This window comes from Streptomyces chumphonensis (assembly GCF_014779715.1).
Lineage (GTDB): Bacteria > Actinomycetota > Actinomycetes > Streptomycetales > Streptomycetaceae > Streptomyces > Streptomyces chumphonensis.
Genome location: NZ_JACXYU010000020.1, coordinates 20,467 through 40,762 on the forward strand (window position 1 = coordinate 20,467; position 20,296 = coordinate 40,762).

Annotated in this window: 19 protein-coding genes; 6 read left to right on the forward strand and 13 right to left on the reverse strand. The window is 74.5% G+C overall.

The window, feature by feature from the left end; genetic code table 11:
* Positions 1-99: 99 nt before the first annotated feature.
* Positions 100-1,338: a type VII secretion-associated serine protease mycosin gene (mycP, locus tag IF129_RS24815; protein ID WP_191212120.1), complete on the reverse strand. Its 1,239-nt coding sequence runs from the start codon at positions 1,336-1,338 to the stop codon at positions 100-102.
* Positions 1,338-2,858, reverse strand: coding sequence for a type VII secretion protein EccB (eccB, locus tag IF129_RS24820; protein ID WP_191212072.1), 1,521 nt, complete (start codon positions 2,856-2,858; stop codon positions 1,338-1,340). Before eccB ends, mycP begins: the two co-directional genes overlap by 1 nt.
* Positions 2,859-3,259: 401 nt before the next feature.
* Between eccB and eccE the strand changes: the two genes are divergently transcribed.
* Together eccE and IF129_RS24830 are read left to right on the forward strand one after the other, a co-directional pair.
* Complete coding sequence (gene eccE, locus IF129_RS24825; RefSeq protein WP_318153935.1) at positions 3,260-4,372, forward strand: type VII secretion protein EccE; 1,113 nt, start codon at positions 3,260-3,262, stop codon at positions 4,370-4,372.
* The gene (locus IF129_RS24830; RefSeq protein WP_191212073.1) at positions 4,369-5,070 is read left to right on the forward strand and encodes a hypothetical protein; all 702 of its coding nucleotides are present in this window, start codon (positions 4,369-4,371) and stop codon (positions 5,068-5,070) included. The genes eccE and IF129_RS24830 overlap by 4 nt, the downstream gene beginning before the upstream one ends.
* An 80-nt stretch (positions 5,071-5,150) precedes the next feature.
* Here the strand turns inward: IF129_RS24830 and IF129_RS24835 are convergent, their stop codons facing one another.
* Together IF129_RS24835 and IF129_RS24840 are read right to left on the reverse strand one after the other, a co-directional pair.
* Positions 5,151-5,384 (reverse strand): DUF397 domain-containing protein, encoded by a 234-nt coding sequence (locus IF129_RS24835; RefSeq protein ID WP_191212074.1) that lies wholly within the window; start codon positions 5,382-5,384, stop codon positions 5,151-5,153.
* A 112-nt stretch (positions 5,385-5,496) separates the two neighbouring features.
* A complete protein-coding gene (locus IF129_RS24840; protein ID WP_191212075.1) occupies positions 5,497-6,210 on the reverse strand; it encodes a hypothetical protein in 714 nt (237 codons plus the stop codon).
* Between the two features lie 230 nt (positions 6,211-6,440).
* Between IF129_RS24840 and IF129_RS24845 the strand changes: the two genes are divergently transcribed.
* Positions 6,441-8,873 (forward strand): SCO5717 family growth-regulating ATPase, encoded by a 2,433-nt coding sequence (locus tag IF129_RS24845; RefSeq protein WP_191212076.1) that lies wholly within the window; start codon positions 6,441-6,443, stop codon positions 8,871-8,873.
* A gap of 33 nt (positions 8,874-8,906) precedes the next feature.
* On the opposite strand, the gene IF129_RS24850 is transcribed toward IF129_RS24845, so the two are convergent.
* From IF129_RS24850 to rimP, 8 genes are all read right to left on the reverse strand, one after another.
* A complete protein-coding gene (locus IF129_RS24850; protein WP_191212077.1) occupies positions 8,907-9,884 on the reverse strand; it encodes a bifunctional riboflavin kinase/FAD synthetase in 978 nt (325 codons plus the stop codon).
* Between the two features lie 115 nt (positions 9,885-9,999).
* Positions 10,000-10,935 (reverse strand): tRNA pseudouridine(55) synthase TruB, encoded by a 936-nt coding sequence (truB, locus tag IF129_RS24855; RefSeq protein WP_191212078.1) that lies wholly within the window; start codon positions 10,933-10,935, stop codon positions 10,000-10,002.
* Positions 10,936-10,937: 2 nt separating this feature from the next.
* On the reverse strand, positions 10,938-11,453 hold the full coding sequence (rbfA, locus tag IF129_RS24860; RefSeq protein ID WP_191212079.1) for a 30S ribosome-binding factor RbfA: 516 nt from the start codon (positions 11,451-11,453) through the stop codon (positions 10,938-10,940).
* An 83-nt stretch (positions 11,454-11,536) separates the two neighbouring features.
* Complete coding sequence (locus tag IF129_RS24865) at positions 11,537-11,833, reverse strand: DUF503 domain-containing protein (RefSeq protein ID WP_191212080.1); 297 nt, start codon at positions 11,831-11,833, stop codon at positions 11,537-11,539.
* A 254-nt stretch (positions 11,834-12,087) separates the two neighbouring features.
* The gene (infB, locus tag IF129_RS24870; RefSeq protein WP_191212081.1) at positions 12,088-15,105 is read right to left on the reverse strand and encodes a translation initiation factor IF-2; all 3,018 of its coding nucleotides are present in this window, start codon (positions 15,103-15,105) and stop codon (positions 12,088-12,090) included.
* 162 nt (positions 15,106-15,267) lie between these two features.
* A complete protein-coding gene (locus IF129_RS24875; protein WP_191212082.1) occupies positions 15,268-15,588 on the reverse strand; it encodes a YlxR family protein in 321 nt (106 codons plus the stop codon).
* 146 nt (positions 15,589-15,734) lie between these two features.
* Positions 15,735-16,766, reverse strand: a complete 1,032-nt coding sequence (nusA, locus tag IF129_RS24880; protein ID WP_191212083.1) for a transcription termination factor NusA — start codon at positions 16,764-16,766, stop codon at positions 15,735-15,737.
* Between the two features lie 2 nt (positions 16,767-16,768).
* Positions 16,769-17,320: a ribosome maturation factor RimP gene (gene rimP / locus IF129_RS24885; RefSeq protein WP_191212084.1), complete on the reverse strand. Its 552-nt coding sequence runs from the start codon at positions 17,318-17,320 to the stop codon at positions 16,769-16,771.
* A gap of 332 nt (positions 17,321-17,652) precedes the next feature.
* On the opposite strand from rimP, the gene IF129_RS24890 reads away from it, so the two are divergent.
* From IF129_RS24890 to IF129_RS24900, 3 genes are all read left to right on the forward strand, one after another.
* Positions 17,653-18,180 (forward strand): hypothetical protein, encoded by a 528-nt coding sequence (locus IF129_RS24890; protein ID WP_318153931.1) that lies wholly within the window; start codon positions 17,653-17,655, stop codon positions 18,178-18,180.
* On the forward strand, positions 18,180-18,668 hold the full coding sequence (locus tag IF129_RS24895; RefSeq protein ID WP_191212085.1) for a DUF4439 domain-containing protein: 489 nt from the start codon (positions 18,180-18,182) through the stop codon (positions 18,666-18,668). Before IF129_RS24890 ends, IF129_RS24895 begins: the two co-directional genes overlap by 1 nt.
* Before the next feature lie 61 nt (positions 18,669-18,729).
* Positions 18,730-19,635, forward strand: coding sequence for an aminoglycoside phosphotransferase family protein (locus tag IF129_RS24900; protein WP_191212086.1), 906 nt, complete (start codon positions 18,730-18,732; stop codon positions 19,633-19,635).
* 9 nt (positions 19,636-19,644) lie between these two features.
* Here IF129_RS24900 and IF129_RS24905 read toward each other — a convergent pair whose 3' ends face one another.
* Positions 19,645-20,187: a GNAT family N-acetyltransferase gene (locus IF129_RS24905; protein ID WP_191212087.1), complete on the reverse strand. Its 543-nt coding sequence runs from the start codon at positions 20,185-20,187 to the stop codon at positions 19,645-19,647.
* Between the last annotated feature and the right edge of the window lie 109 nt (positions 20,188-20,296).

Sequence of the window (20,296 nt, forward strand, 5' to 3'; positions counted from 1 at the left end):
AGAGCGTCGGAAATCATAGTGCGCGCCGCTAGTTGACGCCCCGTAGAGTCTTGTCACAAGTGCAACATCAGCTGACTACGGCGACGTTGGCCGAATCTGCTACCCGATCGACGGTTCGTCCTCGGGCCGACGCCTCCGGTGGTCGCGCACGACGACCGATGTGCCGACCACGATGCCGACGAGGACGGCCCCGGCCAGGAACACGTAGGTGCCCAGACGCTCGTTGCGTTCGGCGTAGGACTCACCGAGGTGGAGCGGCGCCGCCCGCGGTGCGGGCGCGGGTCGGACGCCATCGTGGGCGACGGGCTTCTCGATCGGCCGGTCGGCCTGGCTGACGGCGCGGACCGGGTCGATCACGCCCCAGCCCACGTGGTGGTCGGCGCCGCTGACCGCCCGTTCGGCGGTCTGCTGGATCTGCGCCACGACCTCGTGGGGCTCCCAGTCGGGGTGCTCGGCCAGGAGGAGGGCCGCGACACCGGCGACGAACGGAGCGGCGAAACTGGTCCCGTTGTCCGCGCAGTGTCCGCCCCCGGGCACGGTGGAGACGATGTCGACGCCCGGCGCCGCGACACCGACGAACTCACCGCGCTGGGAGAAGAGGGCACGCTCGTTGTTCCGGTCGGAGGCGGCGACGGCGAGCACGCCGGGAAGTGAGGCGGGGAAGGTGTTCTTGAGTTGGCCGTCCGCCCCGTCGTTGCCGGCGGAGGCCACGACGACGATGTCGGCCGCCAGCGCCTCGTCGACCGCCGCCTTGAGCGGGTGGTCGTCGGGCAGTGGCTTGGCCGTGTCCTGGGAGATGTTGATGACGTCGGCCTTCTCCCGGATCGCGTGCCGGATGCCCTGGGCGAGCGTCTCGGTGTTGCCGGCACCGTCGGCGTCGTTCTGGCGGATGGGGATGATCGTGGCTTCGGGAGCGATGCCGACGAACCCGGTGTCCTCGGCGGGGCGTGCGGCGATGATGCCGGCGACCTTGGTGCCGTGGCCGACGAGGTCGGCGGTCGGGCCCTGGGGTGCGCCGTCACGCTGCTTGTCCTCGGGGATGAGGTCGGCCCCGGCGGCGACGTCGACGGCGCCCGCGAGCTGGGGGTGCTCGGCGTCGACACCGGTGTCGATGACGGCGACGCGCACGCCCTCGCCGCGGGATCGGTCCCACAGTTCGTCCAGCAGGACGCGCTGGAGGTACCAGGGCCGGCCCGCGAAGCTCTCGGCGGGGTACGTGCAGGTTCCCACTGCCGCCAGGTCGGTGCGGGCGCCGGGTTCGGTGGCCTGGGCGGGTGGGCCCGCAAGCGCGCCGAGGCTGAGGGCGAGGACGGGGAGGAGGGTCGCGGGGCGCTGCATCATGCTCCCTGCGGCTGCCGGGCGCTGGTGGTGTCGAGTCGGGGCCCCTTGGGGAGGAACTCGGACCAGTGGGCGGGCACCGGGACCGGTTCGACGTCCTGGTAGCCGAGACGGAGCTGGGCCTGGTCGACGTCGTCGCCGGTGTTCTGTGGGGCGCCGCCCTCGCTGTCCCCGGTGGTCTCGGCGCCCTGCGCGCTGCTGTCGGCGTTCGACTGCACGGCGTAGCGCAGTCCGGTGTCGGTGACGAGGAAGGTTCCGCCGGTGGTGGTGTCGGTGCCCTGGAACTGGCGGTACAGCAGGCCCGAGCCGGGCGTGACGTAGGCGCTGGTGGCGCCGTCGGACACGGGGACGGGGTAGGTGTCGCCGGCCCAGGTGGACAACGTGGCGGAGCCGTCGTCGTCAACGTCGCGCAGGACGCTGCACACCGTGTCACGGGACGCGTGGTTGACGTGGTCGGGTTCCAGCTCGGGCCAGTCCCGGTCGACGGTGGGGCCTTCGGAGGCCGGGGCCGCGGTGAACGACTGTGCCGCGACCTCCATGGCCCGGCTCTTCTGGCCCAGTTCGAGGGAGCCCGGGTGGTCGAGCAGGAGACGAGCGCTGAAGTCGCTGATCGGGACGACCTTGCCGCGCAGGACGACGTAGTGTTGCGGCCCGGAACCGGTGGGAGCGATGAGCACCATCCCGACCCGGTTGGCGGAGTCGTCCAGCTCGTCCATTCCGGCCGGGGTGCCGAGTCCGTCGGGGAGTTCCGGGAAGGCGATCGGGCTGCCCTCCTGGAAGGTGGCGAGCCAGGTGTCGGTGACCCGCTGAGGACGACGCCCCTCTCCGACGAGGGAGCGCAGGAGCAGCTCGCTGTCCGCGGTGCCGATCTCGTACCTGCTGCCCCGGGCGTCGACGAGGAAGCGCTTCCCCTCCTCGTTCCGCACGTACATCACGTCGTCGCCGGTGAGCCGGTGCTCGCCCTCGACGGCGTCCGCGTCCCGGTCGGCCAGCACGAAGGTCGCGCTCTGGACCGATCGGTCCGCCGCACCGGGTTGTTCGCACACGGCCCAGCGCTTGGCCGCGCCCGCCTCGCCGGGGTCGGGCAGGCGGTCGGGTGCGTAGGGGATGCCCACCGTGGGTCCGATCGGGACGTCGCCACCGTCCAGGACGGCTTCGTCGACCTCGACGATCTCGGTCCCTTCGCCGTCCAGCAGGAGCTTGGCCGACGCGAAGTTGAGGACGGGGTGCAGCTGCGGCTGCCCGTCCGTCTCCAGGACGACGTACCTCGTGGTGGACTCGCTCGCCACGATGACGTTCTTCCCGGGCTCGTCCCAGCCCTTGGGGACCTTGGGTTTGAACATGCCCCAGGCACCGAACCCCGCCATGATGACGACTCCCACGACGAGCCCGGGCAGAACGGCCCGCAGGGGTCGCGGTGCCCCCTCTTCCGAACCGGTGGGGGACGGTTGCAGGAAGGACGCGACGGTCCGCTTCTTCGCAAAGGTGTAGGCGTTGAGTTCGTCGCGCCTGGATGCCATGTCCGATCGCCCCTCCTCGCTGACCGGTTCCCCTGCGATCAGCGGTCACAGACTACGACCTCGGCGGCGTGCCCGGCGCGCGGGTTCTACCCTGTCTGCGGACCGGCCGTGGTGGTCGCTCGGGTAGGGTGAGCCCCCGGTCAGCCGCGTCCGCTGTGCGGTCGCATTCGGACACGAGGGGGCGTTGGGGAATGGGGCGGACCGCCACCCGGACCCGAACCACCGAACGCAGCGGTCCGGAGGGCTCACACGCCTCCCCGTCGCGAGAGCCGGACGTCCGGCGACGTCGTCAGGTCCCCGTGAGGCCGGTCAGAGTGTCAACCCCGGGGCGTTTCGGGCCTGTTCACCTGTATCAGGTCGTCCTCGTGCAGGTCGCCGGGTGTCTCGCCCTGACGGGCTGGGTGGTCGGCGGCGTTTTCCTGGTCGCGTGTGGGACAACCGGGGCCGTGCTTCTCGTTCTGACGGTGCGATGGGGGCGGCGTTCCCTTCCGGAACGGCTGGCGGACGCTGTGGGCTTCCGCCGCCGCGCCAGGGCGGCTGCCGCGGTGTCGGCCCGTCGGGTCCCGCCGGGCCTGGCGCCGGTCGTCGAGTGCGCGCCCGGGGTGCACACGGCCACGTTCGTTCACCGCGACGGGCGGTCCATCGGCATCGTCGGGGACGCGACGTTCGCGACGGCCGTGGTCCGTGTGGAGCAGCGGCCGCGGGCGCTGAACGGCAGGTCCGCCGGACAGCCCCTGTCGCTCGGCCTGGTGGCGGACGCGCTGGAGGTGGACGGCGTCCGGCTGGAGTCCGTGCAGGTGGTGCAGCACACGCAGCCGGCGCCCGCTCCCACGCTGTCGCCCCGTTCGGTGGCGGCGTCGAGCTACGGCCCGCTGCAGGCGTCCGCCGGGGCACCGGCGGTGCGGGTGACCTGGGTGGCTCTCAAACTGGACCCCGAGGTGTGTCCGGAGGCCGTCGAGGCACGTGGTGGCGGCGTCGAGGGTGCGCGGCGCGCGGTGGTGCGGGCGGCCGACCACCTGGCCAGCAGATTGGTCGGCGCGGGGTTCCGTGCCACGGTGCTGTCGGAGGACGAGGTCGTGACGGCGTTGGCCACGTCCGTCGGCGCGGAGGTGTCGGTGGCGGCGCAGGCCGGTGCGCCCGGCCCCCCGCCGGGGCGCCGCACGGCCGAGTCGGTGCGCCACTGGCGGTGCGACGACCGGTGGCACACGGTCTACGGGGTCGCTGCCTGGCCCGGGATGGGCGTCGGCGGGGTTCCGCTCGCGGACGTCGCCGGGGTCCTGTCGGCCGTGCCGGCGTCGGCGAGCACGCTGAGCGTCACGCTGGCACCGTGCGCACGGGAGTCGGTCGCGGTGGCGGGCCACGTGCGGATCACCGGGCGCAGCCCGGAGGAGCTCGTGCCGCTGCGCCGGGGGCTTGAGGAGGCGGCCCGGCGGGTACGCGTCGGCCTGGTCCCGCTCGACCACCGGCAGACGCCCGGTGTCCTGGCGTCGATTCCCCTCGGAGGGATGCGATGACGTGGCGTGCGCGAGGGCCACGGCTGGTGCGCCACGCCGTGTCGGCCGAGGAGTGCGACGCCCTGTCGCTGCCGGTCGGAGACGACGGCGTGGTCGCCGGAGTGGACGCCCGGGGCGCGGCGGCGGTCATCGGGTTCCACCACCCCCGGCCGTTCGACGTGCTCCTGATCGGGGGGCTGTGGACGGCGCAGGTCCTCGCGCTGCGGCTCGCGGCGACGGGGGCGCGGATCGCGGTGGAAACGGGGCGTCCGCAGGTGTGGGCGGCGCTGCTGCACGCCGTCGGGGGTGAGGGCGGGACGCGGGGCGCCATGTCGGTGCACGACGTGGGGCGGGTTCCGGTGCTCGGCGCGAGCATGGGCAGCCCGGTCGTCGTCGTACGGGACTGCGGCATGAAGCCGCCGCGCGGGCGCGTGACGTCCGCACCGTGGCAGTCGGTCCTCACGCTGCTCCCGTACCTCAGCCCGGCCGCGCGCCGGTTGTCGCGTGGCGCCGCGCTGACGGGCGTCCAGCGGGTGTCGCCGCAGGAGGCGCGGCAGTTGGGCACGGTGTTGGCCCTGTCCGAGCCCGAGGTCCGTGCGCTGCCCTCCCTGGGCGACGGCGTCACGTTGTGGTGCGCTCCGAAGGACCGTCAGTTCGCGAAGATCGAGGCGACGGACGCCGAGACGGGTCTGCTCGGTGTGGCACGGCGTCTGGACTGAGCCGGGCGGCCCCGTGGGGGTACGGCACGGGTGGCGGAACGGGCGACGCGCGTCCGCCCGTCGTCCACCGTCCCGGCCGGTCAGTGCTTGAGGTCGAACTCGCCGTCGCGGGCGCCGAGTACGAAGGCCTTCCACTCGGCGGCCGTGTAGCGCAGGACGGTGTCGGGGTCCTTGGAGTTCCGCATCGCCACGCCGCCGCCCGGGAGGTAGGCGATCTCCACCCGCTCGTCGGCGGGGCTGTCGGGTGCGCTGAGCCACTCGACACCCGAGATGTCCATGGCGTACAGCTCGTCCTTCTCCTGCTCGGTCGCCATCTGCGGAGTGTCCCTTCTGCGCTCGGTCATCGCCTCGGCCACCCGCCCACGGGCGGTCGCCGCTCGGCCACTCTACGGGGACGGCCGGGGGCCGCGCAGCGTGATGGCCGGGTCACTCGGCGGGTGTCGCCTGCTTCTGGAAGTCCTCCAGCGGGACGAGCAGGGAGTCCGGGGGCATGGTGATGTCGGTGGGTTCACCGAAGGCGTCGAAGGTGGTGGTGCTCGTGCGTCCGCCGCGGTCGGAGACGAGTTGGAGGATGTAGGGCGTGCCGGAGGCGGCGACCTGGTAGACGTCCGAGCCTCCCGCGCCCTCGACCGTGACGGCCTTCGTGGGTCGGCCGTCGACCTCCGTGTCCTGGTCCGGGGTGAGCCGACCCGACGGGTCGATGCTGAACATGGCGGTGCACTGCCGGCCGGTGTCGGTGTAGACGAACTTGTCGGCCAGGGCCTCGGGCACGTCGAGTTGCCGGCCGGACTGGCCGAGGGAGGCCGCGAGCAGTCCGGAGCTGAGGTAGTTGACGCCGTCCTTGCAGTACATCTCACCCGTATAGGTGCCGGAGGCGACGGTGCGCAGGCCCTTGTCGGGGTCCCAGGTCGTCTCCTGGTCCCCCTCGGCGAAGGCGGTGGTGGTGCCGGAGGAGTGGAAGGTCGTCGTCCGCATGGCCTCGTTGACCTTCTCGATCAGGGCCTGGGAGGCGGGGTCGCCGCCGGTGGGACCGGCGTCGTCGGGCGTCCGGTCCTGCGACCCCCCGCACGCGGTGAGGGCGGCGAGCAGGGCTGCGGTCAGGGCGAGCGAGGTGTGGGCTCGGCGAAGGGCGACGGTCACGGTGCGGCACTCCCGGGGTCGGCTGAGACGTGGACCGCGCCTGCGGTCCACGTCCTCATATACCGGACCCAACGCGCGGGAGGACCGCGGGGTCACGAGGCGGGCCCGGCCTGCCGCACAGCGGCGCGCGGCGTTTAGGCTGGGGAGGCGTGCGGCTCGCGGGCCGGAGGGAGCCTCGCGACCGGGGGCACCGGTGGCCGGGGTGAGTGACCAGATCAGCAGGAGGCACTGTGAGCAGCGACCGGGACGAGATCCGCGGCGACGGGATCACCCCCGGCGACGAGCCCGAATCGGATCTGGAGAACACGGGCGAGTTCACCATCGACTACACGCCGCCGGCCTGGTACACGCAGAACAGCGGCGCGGCGCCCTCCCCGGGGCCCGCAGCGCCCGCGCCGCCCGCACCGGAGTACGGCCGGATGCCCGCGCAGCCGCAGCGGTACGGACCGGCCGCTCCGCAGAGCGCCGCTCCCCCGCCGACGCCGGCTCCCGCGCCCGCCGAGCCACAGGACGCCGTGCCCGGCGACCACGGAACCACGCGGCGGCCCGAGCCCGTTGACCCGCCCGCGTCGCCGCCCGCCCCGCCCGTGTCGCCGCCCGCGCCGCCTTCCGTGCCGCCTGCCGTGCCGGCCCGGCAGGGGCCGCAGGGGGCACCCGAGGACGCGGGGCCGGTGGCCCGCGAGGTGCCGCAGGACGCTCCGCCCGCGCCCGCCGACGCGCCCGCCCGGCCGACCGACGCGGAGCGGGCGGAGCCCGAGGAGGAGCTCAGCGGGAAGACGATGCGCATCTCCGCGTCCGCGCTGCGCCGGGAGTTCGCCCGGCGGGACGCGGAACGGGCCGAGCCGGGCGCCGAGGTGGGCCACTCCGTGGAGGGACGGGACCCGAAGCCCGCCGCCGGCGCCGCTGCTCCGGGCAGCGGGGACGCCGGGGAACAGGCGGTGCCGGAACCGTCCTCCGCGCCCGAGGAGGCCGCCCGGCCGCAGGACGCGCCCCCCACGGCTCCATCGCGCCCGGCGGCTCCCGCGGCACAGCCCTGGGGGCAGGGGCCGGGCAGCACGCCCGCCGGAGGGACGGCCGCGCCGCTGCCCCCGCTGCCCCCGCAGTACCGGTCGGCCGCTCCCCCGCAGGGCGCACCGCACGAAGCCGGACCGCCCCCGCCCACCACGCCGCAGGCGGGGCCGGGCTATCCCGCGGCGCCCGCTCCCGGGCCGACCCCTCCGGCGGCACCGCAGCCGCCCGCTCCGGCGCCGCAGGCCCAGCCGCAGCCGCAGCCGCAGCCGCAGCCGCAGCCGAACTACGGTGGCCCGCAGGGCGGTCAGGGCGGCGGCTACGGCTTCCCGCCGCCGCAGGCTCGGCAGCCGTACCACCCGGCGCCGCAGCCCCCCGTGCCGCACCAGCAGGGGCCCGCGCCGCAGCCGCCGCACGAGCCGGGTCCGAACCCGGCCGCGTCGGCGCCCGGTGACCCGCGCGCGGGGCACTCCTGGCCCGACCCCCGGCAGGCGCACGCGCAGCCGGGCTCCCTCGGCTACACGGCGTCGGTGGAGCTGAGTTCGGACCGGCTGCTGAACCAGAAGCGCAAGCCCAAGCCGCAGAGCAGCGGGCGGGGCGGCTCCCGCTTCCGGCTCGGTGCGAAGAAGGAGGAGGCCGAGCGGCAGCGGAAGCTGGCCCTCATCCGCACGCCGGTGCTGTCCTGCTACCGCATCGCCGTCATCAGCCTGAAGGGCGGCGTCGGCAAGACGACGACCACGACCGCGCTCGGTGCGACGCTCTCCAGCGAGCGGCAGGACAAGGTCATCGCCATCGACGCGAACCCGGACGCGGGCACGCTCGGCCGCCGCGTGCGGCGGGAGACGGGCGCGACCATCCGCGACCTGGTCACCGCCATCCCGCACCTCAACAGCTACATGGACATCCGCCGGTTCACCTCGCAGGCGCCCTCCGGGCTGGAGATCCTGGCGAACGACGTGGATCCGGCGGTGTCGACGACGTTCAACGACGAGGACTACCGCCGCGTCATCGACGTCCTCGGCAAGCAGTACCCGATCATCCTCACCGACTCCGGGACCGGGCTGCTGTACTCGGCGATGCGGGGTGTCCTGGACCTCGCGGACCAGCTCATCGTCATCTCGACGCCCTCCGTGGACGGCGCCAGCAGCGCGAGCACGACGCTGGACTGGCTCTCGGCGCACGGGTACGGGGACCTGGTGCAGCGCAGCCTGACGGTCATCTCGGGGGTGCGGGAGACCGGGAAGATGATCCGGGTCGAGGACATCGTGGGGCACTTCAAGACGCGCTGCCGGGAGGTCGTCGTCGTGCCGTTCGACGAGCACCTGGCCGCCGGCGCGGAGCTGGACCTCGACATGATGCGGCCGCGCACGCGGGAGGCCTACTTCAACCTCGCGGCGTTGATCGCGGAGGACATCACGCGGCACCAGCAGTCGCACGGGCTGTGGACGCAGAGCGGTTCGGCGATGCCACCGCAGGTGGCTCCGCCGCTCCCCGGGCAGGCGGCCCCCTACGGCGCTCCTCCGCACGCCCCGCAGCAGCACGGCGTTCCGCAGCCGGGGGCCGCGCCCCAGGGCCCGCCGCCCGGCGGGTACGGGTATCCGGGTCAGCCGGGCCCGGCCCCGGACTGGCAGCAGCGCCCGCCGCACGGCGGCTGACCGCCTGCCGCCGGACGGGCGGGCGGCGGCGCGTCAGGCCGTCGGGCGGCCCGGAGCGGGCGGCGCGGTGGCGTCCGCGACGAGGGCGCGGGCCCGGTCGACGTCCTGCGCCATCTGGGCCAGGAAGGCGTCCAGCGAGGGGTAGGTCTCCTGCGGCCGGAGGTAGGCGAGGAAGTCCACCCCGACGTGCTGTCCGTAGAGGTCGAGGCCGACGCGGTCGATGGCGTAGGCCTCCACCGTGCGGTCCACGCCGTGGAACTGCGGGTTGGTGCCGACGGAGATGGCGGCCGGCATGGCCTCGTCGCCGACGATCAGCCAGCCCGCGTAGACACCGTCGGCGGGGACGGCGGTGAAGGGCAGCGTCTCGACGTTGGCGGTCGGGTATCCGAGTTCGCGGCCGCGCTGCGCGCCGCGCACGACGGTGCCCTCCACTCGGTGGGGGCGGCCGAGGACCTCGGTGGTGGCGGTCATGTCCCCCTCACCGATGAGGCGTCGGGCCAGACTGGAGGAGAACGGCACGCCGCCGCCCGCCTCCCCCTGCACGAAGAGGTCGACGAGCATCACGTCGTAGTCGTAGCTCTCGCCGAGTTCGGTGAGGAGGGCGACGTCCCCCGCGGCCCGGTGGCCGAAGCGGAAGTTGGGGCCCTCGACGACGGTTCGGGCGTGCAGCCGGTCGACGAGGACCTTCACGACGAACTCGGCGGGCGGCAGCTTGGAGAACTCCGTGGTGAAGGGCAGCACCAGGACGGCGTCCACGCCGAGTTCGGCCATGAGGTCGGCGCGGCGGTCGTGCGGGGCGAGCATCGGCGGGTGGCTGCCCGGCTTGATCACCTCGCGCGGATGCGGGTCGAAGGTGACGACGACGGCGGGGACGCCGAGCTCCCGGGCCCGGGCCACCGCCTCGCCGATGATCACCTGGTGTCCTCGGTGGACGCCGTCGTACGAGCCGATGGTGACGACGCTGCGCCCCCAGTCCTCGGGGATGTCCGCCAAGCCACGCCAGCGCTGCACTGTGCCCGCTCCTCGGTGCTGCCGATGTTCCGTCGGGTCCAAGGGTGCCATGCGGCGCTCGTGGGCCGCTGCCCGGCACGGTCGGACAAGGATCACACCCCGTGTCGAGCCGGTCTCAGGCGAAGACCGCCAGGGACTTCGCGCGCCCTCGGCGCTCCTCGACGAGCGCGAGGAAGCGTTCGCCGGGGCCGAAGACGGCGACGGGCCCGGCGGGCAGCGGCGGCATGTCGAGCTGGACGCCGTTGCAGATGAGCTTGGCCTGCTTCTCCCCGACGTTCCAGCGGGGGAACGCGCGGGTGACCGCCTCGCCGATGGGCAGGACGGTCAGCGTCTGCTGCAGGGCGTCCAGGGTGTGCGACGCGGCGACGGTGTAGGGACCGACGCGGGTGCGGCGCAGTGCGGTCAGGTGGCCGCCGACGCCGAGCTCGGCGCCGATGTCCCGGGCGATGGCCCGGACGTAGGTGCCCGAGGAGCAGACGAGGGAGACCAGCAGGTCCTGGACGGGGGTGCCGTCCTCGGCGGTCTCCTGCCGGACGTCGTGCACGGCGAAGGAGGAGACCGTCACGGGCCGGGCCGCCAGCTCGACGTCCTCGCCCTCGCGGACCCGGGCGTAGGACCGCTTGCCGTTCACCTTCACGGCGCTGACCTTGGACGGCACCTGCTGGATGTCGCCGGTCTGGCGGGCGACGGCGGCGTCGACGGCGGCGCGGTCGACGCCGTCGGCGGGGGTCGAGTCCGTGGGCTCGCCCTCGGCGTCGTCCGTGACGGTGGTCTGCCCGAGCCGGATGGTGGCGAGGTACTCCTTCTCGGTGAGGGCCAGGTGGCCCAGCAGCCGGGTGGCCTTGCCGAGGCCGAGGACGAGGACGCCGGTGGCCATGGGGTCGAGCGTGCCGGCGTGCCCGACGCGGCGGGTGCGGGCGATGCCGCGCATCTTCGCGACGACGTCGTGCGAGGTGAACCCGGCGGGCTTGTCGACGACGACGAGGCCGTCGGGCGGGGCCGGACGGTCCGTGCGCCCGGCGGCCGCGGGGGTGTCGGGGGTGTCGGTCACGGTCAGACGCCCTCGCCGTGCCGGCTGCCGGGCTCCCCGTCGACGCCGTCCTCCACGGCGTCGCCCTCGGCGCCCTCGGCGTCGTCCGCGCCGTCCTCGCTGCCGGGCTTGCGGTACGGGTCCGCCTCCCCGGCGAAGCGGGCTCCGGAGGCGGAGGCCCGGACCTGGGCGTCCGACTCCTTGGCGCGGGCGAGGAGGTCGTCGATGGTGCGGGCGTTCTCCGGCAGGGCGTCCGGGACGAACGTCAGACTGGGCGTGAAGCGGACCCCGGTCTGCCGCCCGACCTCGGAGCGCAGGACGCCCTTGGCGGACTCCAGGGCGGCGGCGGAGGCGGCGCGCTCGTCGTCGTCACCGTAGACGGTGTAGAAGACGGTGGCCTCCCGCAGGTCGCCGGTGACCCGGGTGTCGGTGATCGTGACATAGCCGAGCCGCGGGTCCTTGATGCGCCGTTGCAGTGTCTCCGCGACGACGACCCGGATGCGGTCAGCCAGCTTGCGTGCCCGCGCGGTGTCGGTCATGTGATCACTCTTTCCGTTCGGTCAGTTCGTGTGCGTGCCGGGCCGGGCGGGCGGCCCGGCAGGGCGGTCGGGCTGTCGGGCGGTCACTCATCGTCCTCGCCGTGGAAGCGCCGACGTACGGACAGCAGTTCGATCTCGGGCCGGCCGGCCACGAGGCGTTCGCAGTCGTCCATGACCGCGCCGGCGTGCGCGGCGTCCCCGGAGACGACGGCGAGCCCGATCCGGGCCCGGCGCAGCAGATCCTGGTCGCCGACCTCGGCGACGCTGACGGCGAACCTGCGCTGGAGCTCCGCGATGATCGGGCGCACGGCGGAGCGCTTCTGCTTCAGCGAGCGGACGTCGCCGAGCAGGAGGTCGAAGGACAGGGTCCCTACATACATGCGGTGCGGGTCAGAGCCGACCCGTGAGGCCTCATCCGTTGGTCAACGGTCCGTGCGGAACACCTGAAACCGTACACGCACCCGGGGTGGTGCCTCGACGGGATATTCGCCGGACGCGCACCGGGGGCGCGGGGTGTGCGGCGGAGGGCCCGGGACCGCCGGCCGAGCGGGTGGCTCGGCCGGCGGCCCCGGGCCGGTGGCCGCACCGCGCCGGACGCCCCGGGGCGTCCGGCGGGTGGGTCACACGCACCACGTCACACGCGGGGCTTCTCCCGCATCTCGTAGGTGGCGATGACGTCGTCGACCTTGATGTCGTTGTAGCTGCCGAGGTTGATACCGCCCTCGAAGCCTTCGCGGATCTCGGTGACGTCGTCCTTGAAGCGGCGCAGGCCCTCGATGTTGAGGCTCTCCGCGACGACCTTGCCGTCGCGCAGGAGGCGGGCCTTGGTGTTGCGCCGCACCTCGCCGGAGCGGATGAGGACACCCGCGATGTTCCCCAGCTTGGAGCTGCGGAAGACCTCGCGGATCTCCGCCGTGCCCAGCTCGACCTCTTCGTACTCGGGCTTGAGCATGCCCTTCAGGGCCGCCTCGATCTCCTCGATCGCCTGGTAGATGACCGAGTAGTAGCGGACGTCCACGCCCTCGCGCTCGGCCATCTGCGTCGCGCGGCCTTCGGCGCGGACGTTGAAGCCGATGACGATGGCGTCGGAGCCGGAGGCGAGGTTGATGTCCGACTCCGTGACCGCGCCGACGCCGCGGTGCAGGATGCGGATGTCGACCTCTTCGCCGACGTCGAGCTGGAGCAGCGAGGACTCCAGTGCCTCGACGGAACCGGACGCGTCACCCTTGATGATGAGGTTGAGCTGCTCGACCTGGCCGGCCTTGAGCACCTTGTCCAGGTCCTCCAGGGAGACCCTGCGGGTGCGCTTGGCGAACGCCGCGTTCCGCTCGCGGGCGGCGCGCTTCTCGGCGATCTGGCGGGCGGTGCGGTCCTCGTCGACGACGAGGAAGTTGTCGCCCGCGCCCGGGACGTTCGTCAGACCCAGCACCAGGGCCGGCATGGAGGGGCCGGCCTCCTCGATGTTGTTGCCCTTGTCGTCGAGCATGGCGCGCACGCGGCCGTAGGCGTCGCCCACCACCATCGTGTCGCCGACGCGCAGGGTGCCGCGCTGGACCAGCACCGTCGCCACGGCGCCACGGCCGCGGTCGAGGTGGGCCTCGATGGCGATGCCCTGGGCGCCCTGCTCCGGGTTGGCCCGCAGGTCGAGGGAGGCGTCGGCGGTCAGGACGACGGCCTCCAGCAGGGAGTCGATGTGCAGACCCTGCTTGGCGGAGATGTCGACGAACATCGTGTCGCCGCCGTACTCCTCGGCCACCAGCCCGTACTCGGTGAGCTGGCCGCGCACCTTGGTCGGGTCGGCGCCCTCGACGTCGATCTTGTTGACCGCGACGACGATCGGGACGTCGGCCGCCTTGGCGTGGTTGAGCGCCTCGATGGTCTGCGGCATCACGCCGTCGTTCGCGGCGACGACCAGGATCGCGATGTCCGTGGACTTCGCACCGCGGGCACGCATGGCGGTGAACGCCTCGTGACCGGGGGTGTCGATGAAGGTGATCCGGCGGTCCTCGCCGTTGACCTCCGTCGCCGCCTGGTAGGCGCCGATGTGCTGGGTGATGCCGCCGGCCTCGCCCTCGATGACGTTCGTCTTGCGGATCGCGTCGAGCAGGCGGGTCTTGCCGTGGTCGACGTGACCCATGACGGTCACCACCGGCGGACGGGAGACCAGGGCCTCTTCGCCGCCCTCGTCCTCGCCGAACTCGATGTCGAAGGACTCGAGCAGCTCGCGGTCCTCCTCCTCCGGGCTGACGATCTGGACGACGTAGTTCATCTCCTCGCCGAGGAGCGCGAGCGTCTCGTCGGGGACGGACTGCGTGGCGGTGACCATCTCGCCCAGGTTGAACATGACCTGGACCAGCGACGCCGGGTTGGCGTTGATCTTCTCCGCGAAGTCCGTGAGAGAGGCACCACGCGACAGCCGGACGGTCTCGCCCTTGCCGCGCGGCAGCATCACGCCGCCGATCGAGGGCGCCTGCATCTGCTCGTACTCCTGGCGCCTCTGCCGCTTCGACTTGCGGCCGCGACGCGCCGGACCGCCGGGACGGCCGAACGCGCCCTGCGTGCCGCCACGGCCGCCGGGGCCGCCGGGACGACCGGCGAAGCCGGGACGGCCACCGCCGCCGGGACGACCGGCGAAGCCGCCGCCACCGCCACCGGGACCGCCGGGACGACCGGCGAAGCCGCCGCCACCGGGGCGACCGCCGCCGCCGGGACGACCGCCGGGACCGCCGCCGGGACGACCGCCGCCGGGACCGCCGCGACCGGGGCCGGGACGCGGGCCGGCAGCGGGACGCTGCGGCATCATGCCCGGGTTGGGACGCGGGCCGCCGGGACGGGGACCGCCCTGGCCGGCACCCTGCGGACGGGGCATGTTGCCGGGGGTCGCACGGCCGCCGCCGGGGGCCTGCGGGCGCGGGCCCGCCTGGCCGCCGGGGCCGGGACGGGCGCCACCGGGCTTCGGGGCGCCGCCGCCGGGGCGGGGAGCCTGCGGGCGGGCCATGCCGGTGTTGCTGCCGGAGGTGAAGGGGTTGTTGCCCGGACGGGGACCGGTCGAGCGTCCGCCCGACTTGGGGCCCGAGGCCGCCGGCTTCGGGGCGCCGGGCTTGGGCGCGCCGGGACGGGCGCCACCGGGCTTCGGCGGCGTCTGACCCGCCGGGGGCGCGGTGAACTCGGGGCGCGACGGCGCCGGCTTCGGGGCGCCGGGGCGGGCACCGCCGGGCTTGGGCGCCGTGCCGGGCCGGGGCGCGGCGGGACGGCCCGCGTCCGCGGCCGGGCGGGTGGCCTCGGCGCTGGGGCGCACGGCCTCCTCGGCCGGCTTGGCGGCCTCGGCGGGCTTGACCGGCTCCGGGCCGGGCTTCGGGGCGCCGGGGCGCGGGGCACCCGGCTTCGGGGCGCCCGGACGGGCACCCGGCTTGGGGGCACCCGGCTTGGGTGCCGCTGATGTGGGGGCCGCCGGCTTCGCGGCGGGCTTCTGCGACTTCCTGGCGCCGCCGCCGGACGCGTCCAACGCGTCGGTCAGCCTGCGCACCACCGGCGCCTCGATCGTCGAGGACGCCGAACGGACGAATTCACCGAGTTCTTGGAGCTTGGCCATGACGACCTTGCTTTCCACTCCAAGCTCTTTGGCGAGCTCGTATACCCGGACCTTAGCCACTTCGCTCCTTAGACGGTCCGGGGTGGTCGTCCGCCGGACCTTCGCTACTTATGCATGGGCGTACTCATCGCGTACTCATCGAGTGCTCATCGCAATCTCGACCTACTTCCGACTCGCGAGGTACCTCGTCCGCACGACCGTCCGCGCGGACCTTTTACGTTCTTACGGTGTTGCGTTGTGCTCGGTGTCCCCGGCCTCCCGGGACGCCCGCTCCACGTACCGGCGCAGTTGCTCCGTTCCGAGCGGACCGGGACCTCCCGTGACCCGGAAGGCCCGCGGGAACGCCCGGCGCCGGAGCGCCAGATCGCAGCAGGCGAGGCTGGGATGCAGGTACGCACCCCGGCCGGGCAGCGTACCGCGAAGATCGGGGACGCATTCGCCCTCGATCACCACCACACGCAGCAGGTCGGCCTTGGCCGATCGTCCCCGGCACCCCACGCAGGTGCGCTCGGGGCAGGCTGGGTCACGTGTGCGGCCAGACACCGTCTCAGTCTACCTCCCCGCGTGCGGTTCCCCTTGGCGGGGGGTGACGACGCGATAGCGGATACGGACGGCGGAGTGTTCCCCGCCGCCGGGCCCTGCCGGACCGCCTCCGCGCTCGGCGGGGCGGCCCGGTCGGCGGGGCGGCGTCAGACGCCGGCCGCCTCCCCCGGAGCCGTGCCGGAGTCCTCACCGGACTCCTCGCCGGGCGTCCGGTCGGGGCGGATGTCGATGCGCCAGCCGGTGAGGCGGGCGGCGAGCCGGGCGTTCTGCCCCTCCTTGCCGATGGCCAGCGAGAGCTGGTAGTCGGGCACGGTGACCCGGGCCGACCGCGCAACCTCGTCGACGACCTCGACGCGGCTCACGCGAGCGGGCGACAGCGCGTTGGCGACCAGCTCGGCGGGGTCGTCCGACCAGTCGACGATGTCGATCTTCTCGCCGTGCAACTCGGCCATGACGTTGCGCACCCGGCCGCCCATGGGTCCGATGCAGGCGCCCTTGGCGTTGAGTCCCGCACGGGTGGAACGCACCGCGATCTTGGTGCGGTGGCCGGCCTCGCGGGCGATGGCCGCGATCTCCACCGAGCCGTCGGCGATCTCCGGCACCTCCAGCGCGAACAGCTTGCGCACGAGGTTGGGGTGGGTGCGCGAGAGGGTGACGGAGGCCCCGCGCACGCCCTTGGCCACCCGCACGACGTAGGACCGCAGCCGGGTGCCGTGCCGGTAGACCTCACCGGGCACCTGCTCCTGCGGCGGCAGGATGGCCTCCATCTTCCCGATGTCGACCAGGACGCTCTTGGGGTCCTTGCCCTGCTGGACGACGCCGGTCACGATGTCGCCCTCGCGCCCGGCGTACTCGCCGAAGGTGACCTCCTCCTCCGCGTCCCGCAGGCGCTGGAGGATGACCTGCTTGGCGGTCGTGGCGGCGATCCGGCCGAAGCCCGTCGGGGTGTCGTCGAACTCGCGGGGCTCCTGGCCCTCGGCGAGGTCGGCCGCGTCCTCCTTGGCCCACACCGTCACGTGGCCGCTGTCGCGGTTCAGCTCGACGCGGGCGTGCCGACGGCTGCCCTCGGTGCGGTGGTAGGCGATGAGCAGCGCCGCCTCGATCGCCTCGACCAGCAGGTCGAAGGAGACCTCCTTCTCCCGGACCAGTCCCCGCAGGGCGCTCATGTCGATGTCCACGGCTACGCCTCCCCGTCACTCTCGTTGTCGTTGCTGTCGTTGCTGTCGTTGCCGCCCCGTGCCGCGTCCTCGGGGGCGGCGGGGCGGTTGAACTCGATCTCGACCCGCGCCCTGGCGATCTCGCCGAACTCCACGCGCCGCCGGGTGGGCTTGCGCCCCTTCACTCCGGGCACCTCCAGGTCGAGGCCGCTCGCGTCGACGGCCAGCAGGCGGGCCGTGAGGTCGCCGCCTTCGTGCAGCCGGGCGGTGATCAGTCGGCCGACGGCGCGGCGGTAGTGCCGCGGCTCGGTCAGCGGACGGTCGGCGCCGGGGGAGGTGACTTCGAGGACGTAGGGGGCCGAGCCCATCGGGTCGTCCTCGTCCAGGGCGGCGGAGGCGGCCCGGCTCAGTTCGGCGCAGGCGTCGAGTCGGACGCCTGCGTCGGAGTCCACGACGACGCGCAGGACGCGGCGCTTGCCGGCCGGCGTGACGGTGAGTTCTTCGAGATCCAGCCCGCGCTCGGTGACGAGCGGCTCCAGCAGCCCGCGCAGCCGATCGATCTGGGTGGTGCTCATCCGGGTGACTCCTCGGCCGCGTGTGCTGTTGTCAGGGGTGGTTCGGTGACGCTCGGGGGACGCTCGGTGACGGTCGAACGCCGCCGTGACGGCCGGGCCGACCGCCGCGCGCCTCTCGGCGTGTCCGGCTACAGCCTAGCGCGTCGCGTCGACCGTGCCGGACGCCCGGCGCCGGTCGGGTGCCCGCCCCGCCGCCGCTCGGGTGCCTGCCGGGGGCACGCCGGGGAGGCCGGTCGGAGCCGGTGGGGGCGCCGGGTACGCTCACGGCACGGTGATCAACTGTTCTGGTCCCGCTCCTCCTGCCGACGATCTTGCCTGTGGGGTGTCACGTGGTGCCGCTTCCGCCCGGACCGCCCTCCAGACGCAGCCTCCTGCGCACCGGCGCCGCCGGTCTGACCGGCCTCGGTGCGGTGGGGGCGCTCGCCCTCACCACCGGCTGCTCGGGCGGGGACCGCGCGGAGCGGGAACGTCGGGCGGCCGAACGCGGTGCCCGGCTGCGGCGCGCGGCGGCGGCGGACAGCGCCGTCCTGCTGCGCCGGTACGACGCGACGAGCGCCGCCCACCCCGACCTCGCCGCACGGTTGGCGCCGCTGCGGGCGGACGTCCTGCGGCACGCCGAGGCGTTCGGCGACGGGCGGCGGGGCGGCCCGGACGCGAGTCCCCCGCCCGGCGCGGAGGTGCCCAAGGAGCGGGCGGCGGCGCTCGCGGAGCTGGCGGGTGCCGAACGCCGCACCGCGCGGGAGCGGATGCGGGCCCTGGCGGACGCCCCGCCGGAGCTGGCCAGACTGCTGGCGTCCGTGGCGGCGTCCGGCGAGGTGCACGCGTTCCTGCTGGGCGAGGCGACGGGCGGGGGCGCCTGATGACGGAGACGCGGCGGTCGGAGAAGGAGCACGCGGGCGTGCTGGCGGCGCTCCAGGCGGCGCTGGCGGCCGAGCACGCGGCGGTGTACGGCTACGGCGTGGTGGGCGCGCGGACGGACGCGGACGGACGCCGGGCGGCGCGGGAGGCGCACACCGCGCACCGGGCCCGCCGCGACGCGCTGGCCCGGGCCGTGCGGGAGCTGGGCGGGACACCGACGGCGGCGGCGGCCGGGTACGTCCTGCCGTACGCGGTGCCGGACGCGGCGACGGCGGCGCGGTTCGCCGCCGAGTTGGAGGACCGGGTCGCCGGGGTGTACGCGGATCTGGTGCGTGCGGGAACCGGGGAGCGGCGGCGGGAGGCCGCCGGGGCGCTGCGCGAAGCGGCCCTCCGGGCGGCGCGCTGGCGCGGTGGCGGCGTAGCCTTCCCTGGTCTTGCCGAACGCACGGCCGACGCCCGGAGCGGGGGCGGTGCGGACGGCGGCCGGTGACCACCCCGCGGTGGCCCGGCGACGGGCGATTCGACGACCGACGGAAAGGCACCGCCAGCACATGGCCTCCGTTCTTCCCCCGCCCCCGCCACAGCGGCTGGTCCGCGCCCTGGGCCCGGACCACCCCTGGCTCGCCGGACTTCCGGCGCTGTCGCAACGGCTGCTGGAGCAGTGGGAGCTGACGCCGGAGCGGACGGTGCTGCCGGGGGGCCGGACCAGTGTGGTGGTGCTGGTGCGGCAGGCCGACGGCCGTCCGGCGGCGCTGAAGCTGTGTGCGCCGAGCGGCGCGGGGGCCCGTGCGGAGGCCGCGGCGCTGACCCGTTGGGACGGCCTGGGAGCGGTCCGGTCGCTGCGCTCCGACACGGCGGCGGGGGCCCTGCTGCTGGAGCGGCTGCACGGGGAGGTCTCGCTGCGGTCGCTGCCCGAGGACAAGGCGATGCTGGAGTCGAGCTCGGCGGTCCGGCGGCTGTGGGTGCCGCCCGAGGCGGGCGGGTTCGCGTTCACCACGGTGGCCGAGCACACCGGCGCGGAGGTGGAGCGGGTCCTCGGCCGGGCGCCGGACGACGTCCGTCCGCTGGTGGACGCGGCGCTGGCGGTGCGGGACGAACTGCTGGCCGACGCCCCGGAGGGCGTGCTGCTGCACGGTGACTTCCGGCAGGGCGCGGTGCTGGCGTCGGACGCCGACCGCTCGCCGTGGCTGGCCGTCGGTCCGGAACCGCTGGTCGGCGAGCCGGCGTTCGACCTGGCCCGGCTCGCCCGCGACCGGCTGCACGATCTGGTGGCCTCCCCCGGTGCGGCGGCGGCCACGCGGCGGCGCGTGCAGCGGCTGGCCGACTCGTTGGACGTGGACCGGGAGCGGCTGCGCGGCTGGGCGCTGTACCGGGCCGTGGAGTCGGGCGTGCGGCACGTCCTGGCCGGGGACCGGGAGGACGGCGAGCTGCTGCTGGAGTTCGCGGCCTGGCTGTGACGGGGGTGCTCAGCGCCGCAGCCGGCGCAGCGGCAGCGGCGCGCCCATGACGGCGTAGGGCTGTGGTGCGCTGGGGAAGAGGACGCCGCGCGCGAGGTCGTGGTAGCCCAGCCGCCGGTAGAGGGCGCGCGCCGGGCTCTCGGTGTCGACGGCGGACAGGATCGAGTGCGACTGCGGGGCGTCGTCGGTGAGGGCGGTGATGAGCCGCACCCCGAGGCCGTGCCGCTGGTGGGCGGGGTGGACGTGCAACTCCGTGATGGTGAAGGCGTGGTCGAGCCAGGCGTCGGTGCCCGCGCGGGTCAGGTAGGGCTCCACGACGGTGGACCACCACTGGGTCCGGTCGTTGGGCAGGCCGTACACGAAGCCGACGAGACGGCCCTCGCGGGTGGTCGCCCCGAGGGCGCGGGCACCGGGCACGGTGAGGTGGCGCAGGACGATGGGGCGGCGGATGCCGATCTCCTCGTCGTTGAGGCCGAACGCCAGCGCCTGGACGGCCAGCGCCTCGTCCACCCGGGCGGCCAGGTCGAGTGGTCCCACCTCCACGTCTGCCATGGTCAGAGCCTACTGGGGGCACGGGCCGCGGTGCGGCCGGCCGGCGCCCCGGCCGGGGTCCCGGGCCGCTCGGGACGCCGGCGGGCCGCCGGGCGGGGGTCGGCGGGGC

Coding starts and splice junctions, on each gene's coding strand:
- IF129_RS24865 (WP_191212080.1), bottom strand. CDS start 11,833: ATGTATGTAGGGACCCTGTCCTTCGACCTCCTGCTCGGCGACGTCCGC.
- IF129_RS24900 (WP_191212086.1), top strand. CDS start 18,730: ATGGCCTCCGTTCTTCCCCCGCCCCCGCCACAGCGGCTGGTCCGCGCC.
- rimP (WP_191212084.1), bottom strand. CDS start 17,320: ATGAGCACCACCCAGATCGATCGGCTGCGCGGGCTGCTGGAGCCGCTC.
- IF129_RS24895 (WP_191212085.1), top strand. CDS start 18,180: ATGACGGAGACGCGGCGGTCGGAGAAGGAGCACGCGGGCGTGCTGGCG.
- mycP (WP_191212120.1), bottom strand. CDS start 1,338: ATGCAGCGCCCCGCGACCCTCCTCCCCGTCCTCGCCCTCAGCCTCGGC.
- IF129_RS24905 (WP_191212087.1), bottom strand. CDS start 20,187: ATGGCAGACGTGGAGGTGGGACCACTCGACCTGGCCGCCCGGGTGGAC.
- IF129_RS24835 (WP_191212074.1), bottom strand. CDS start 5,384: ATGGCGACCGAGCAGGAGAAGGACGAGCTGTACGCCATGGACATCTCG.
- rbfA (WP_191212079.1), bottom strand. CDS start 11,453: ATGACCGACACCGCGCGGGCACGCAAGCTGGCTGACCGCATCCGGGTC.
- eccB (WP_191212072.1), bottom strand. CDS start 2,858: ATGGCATCCAGGCGCGACGAACTCAACGCCTACACCTTTGCGAAGAAG.
- IF129_RS24830 (WP_191212073.1), top strand. CDS start 4,369: ATGACGTGGCGTGCGCGAGGGCCACGGCTGGTGCGCCACGCCGTGTCG.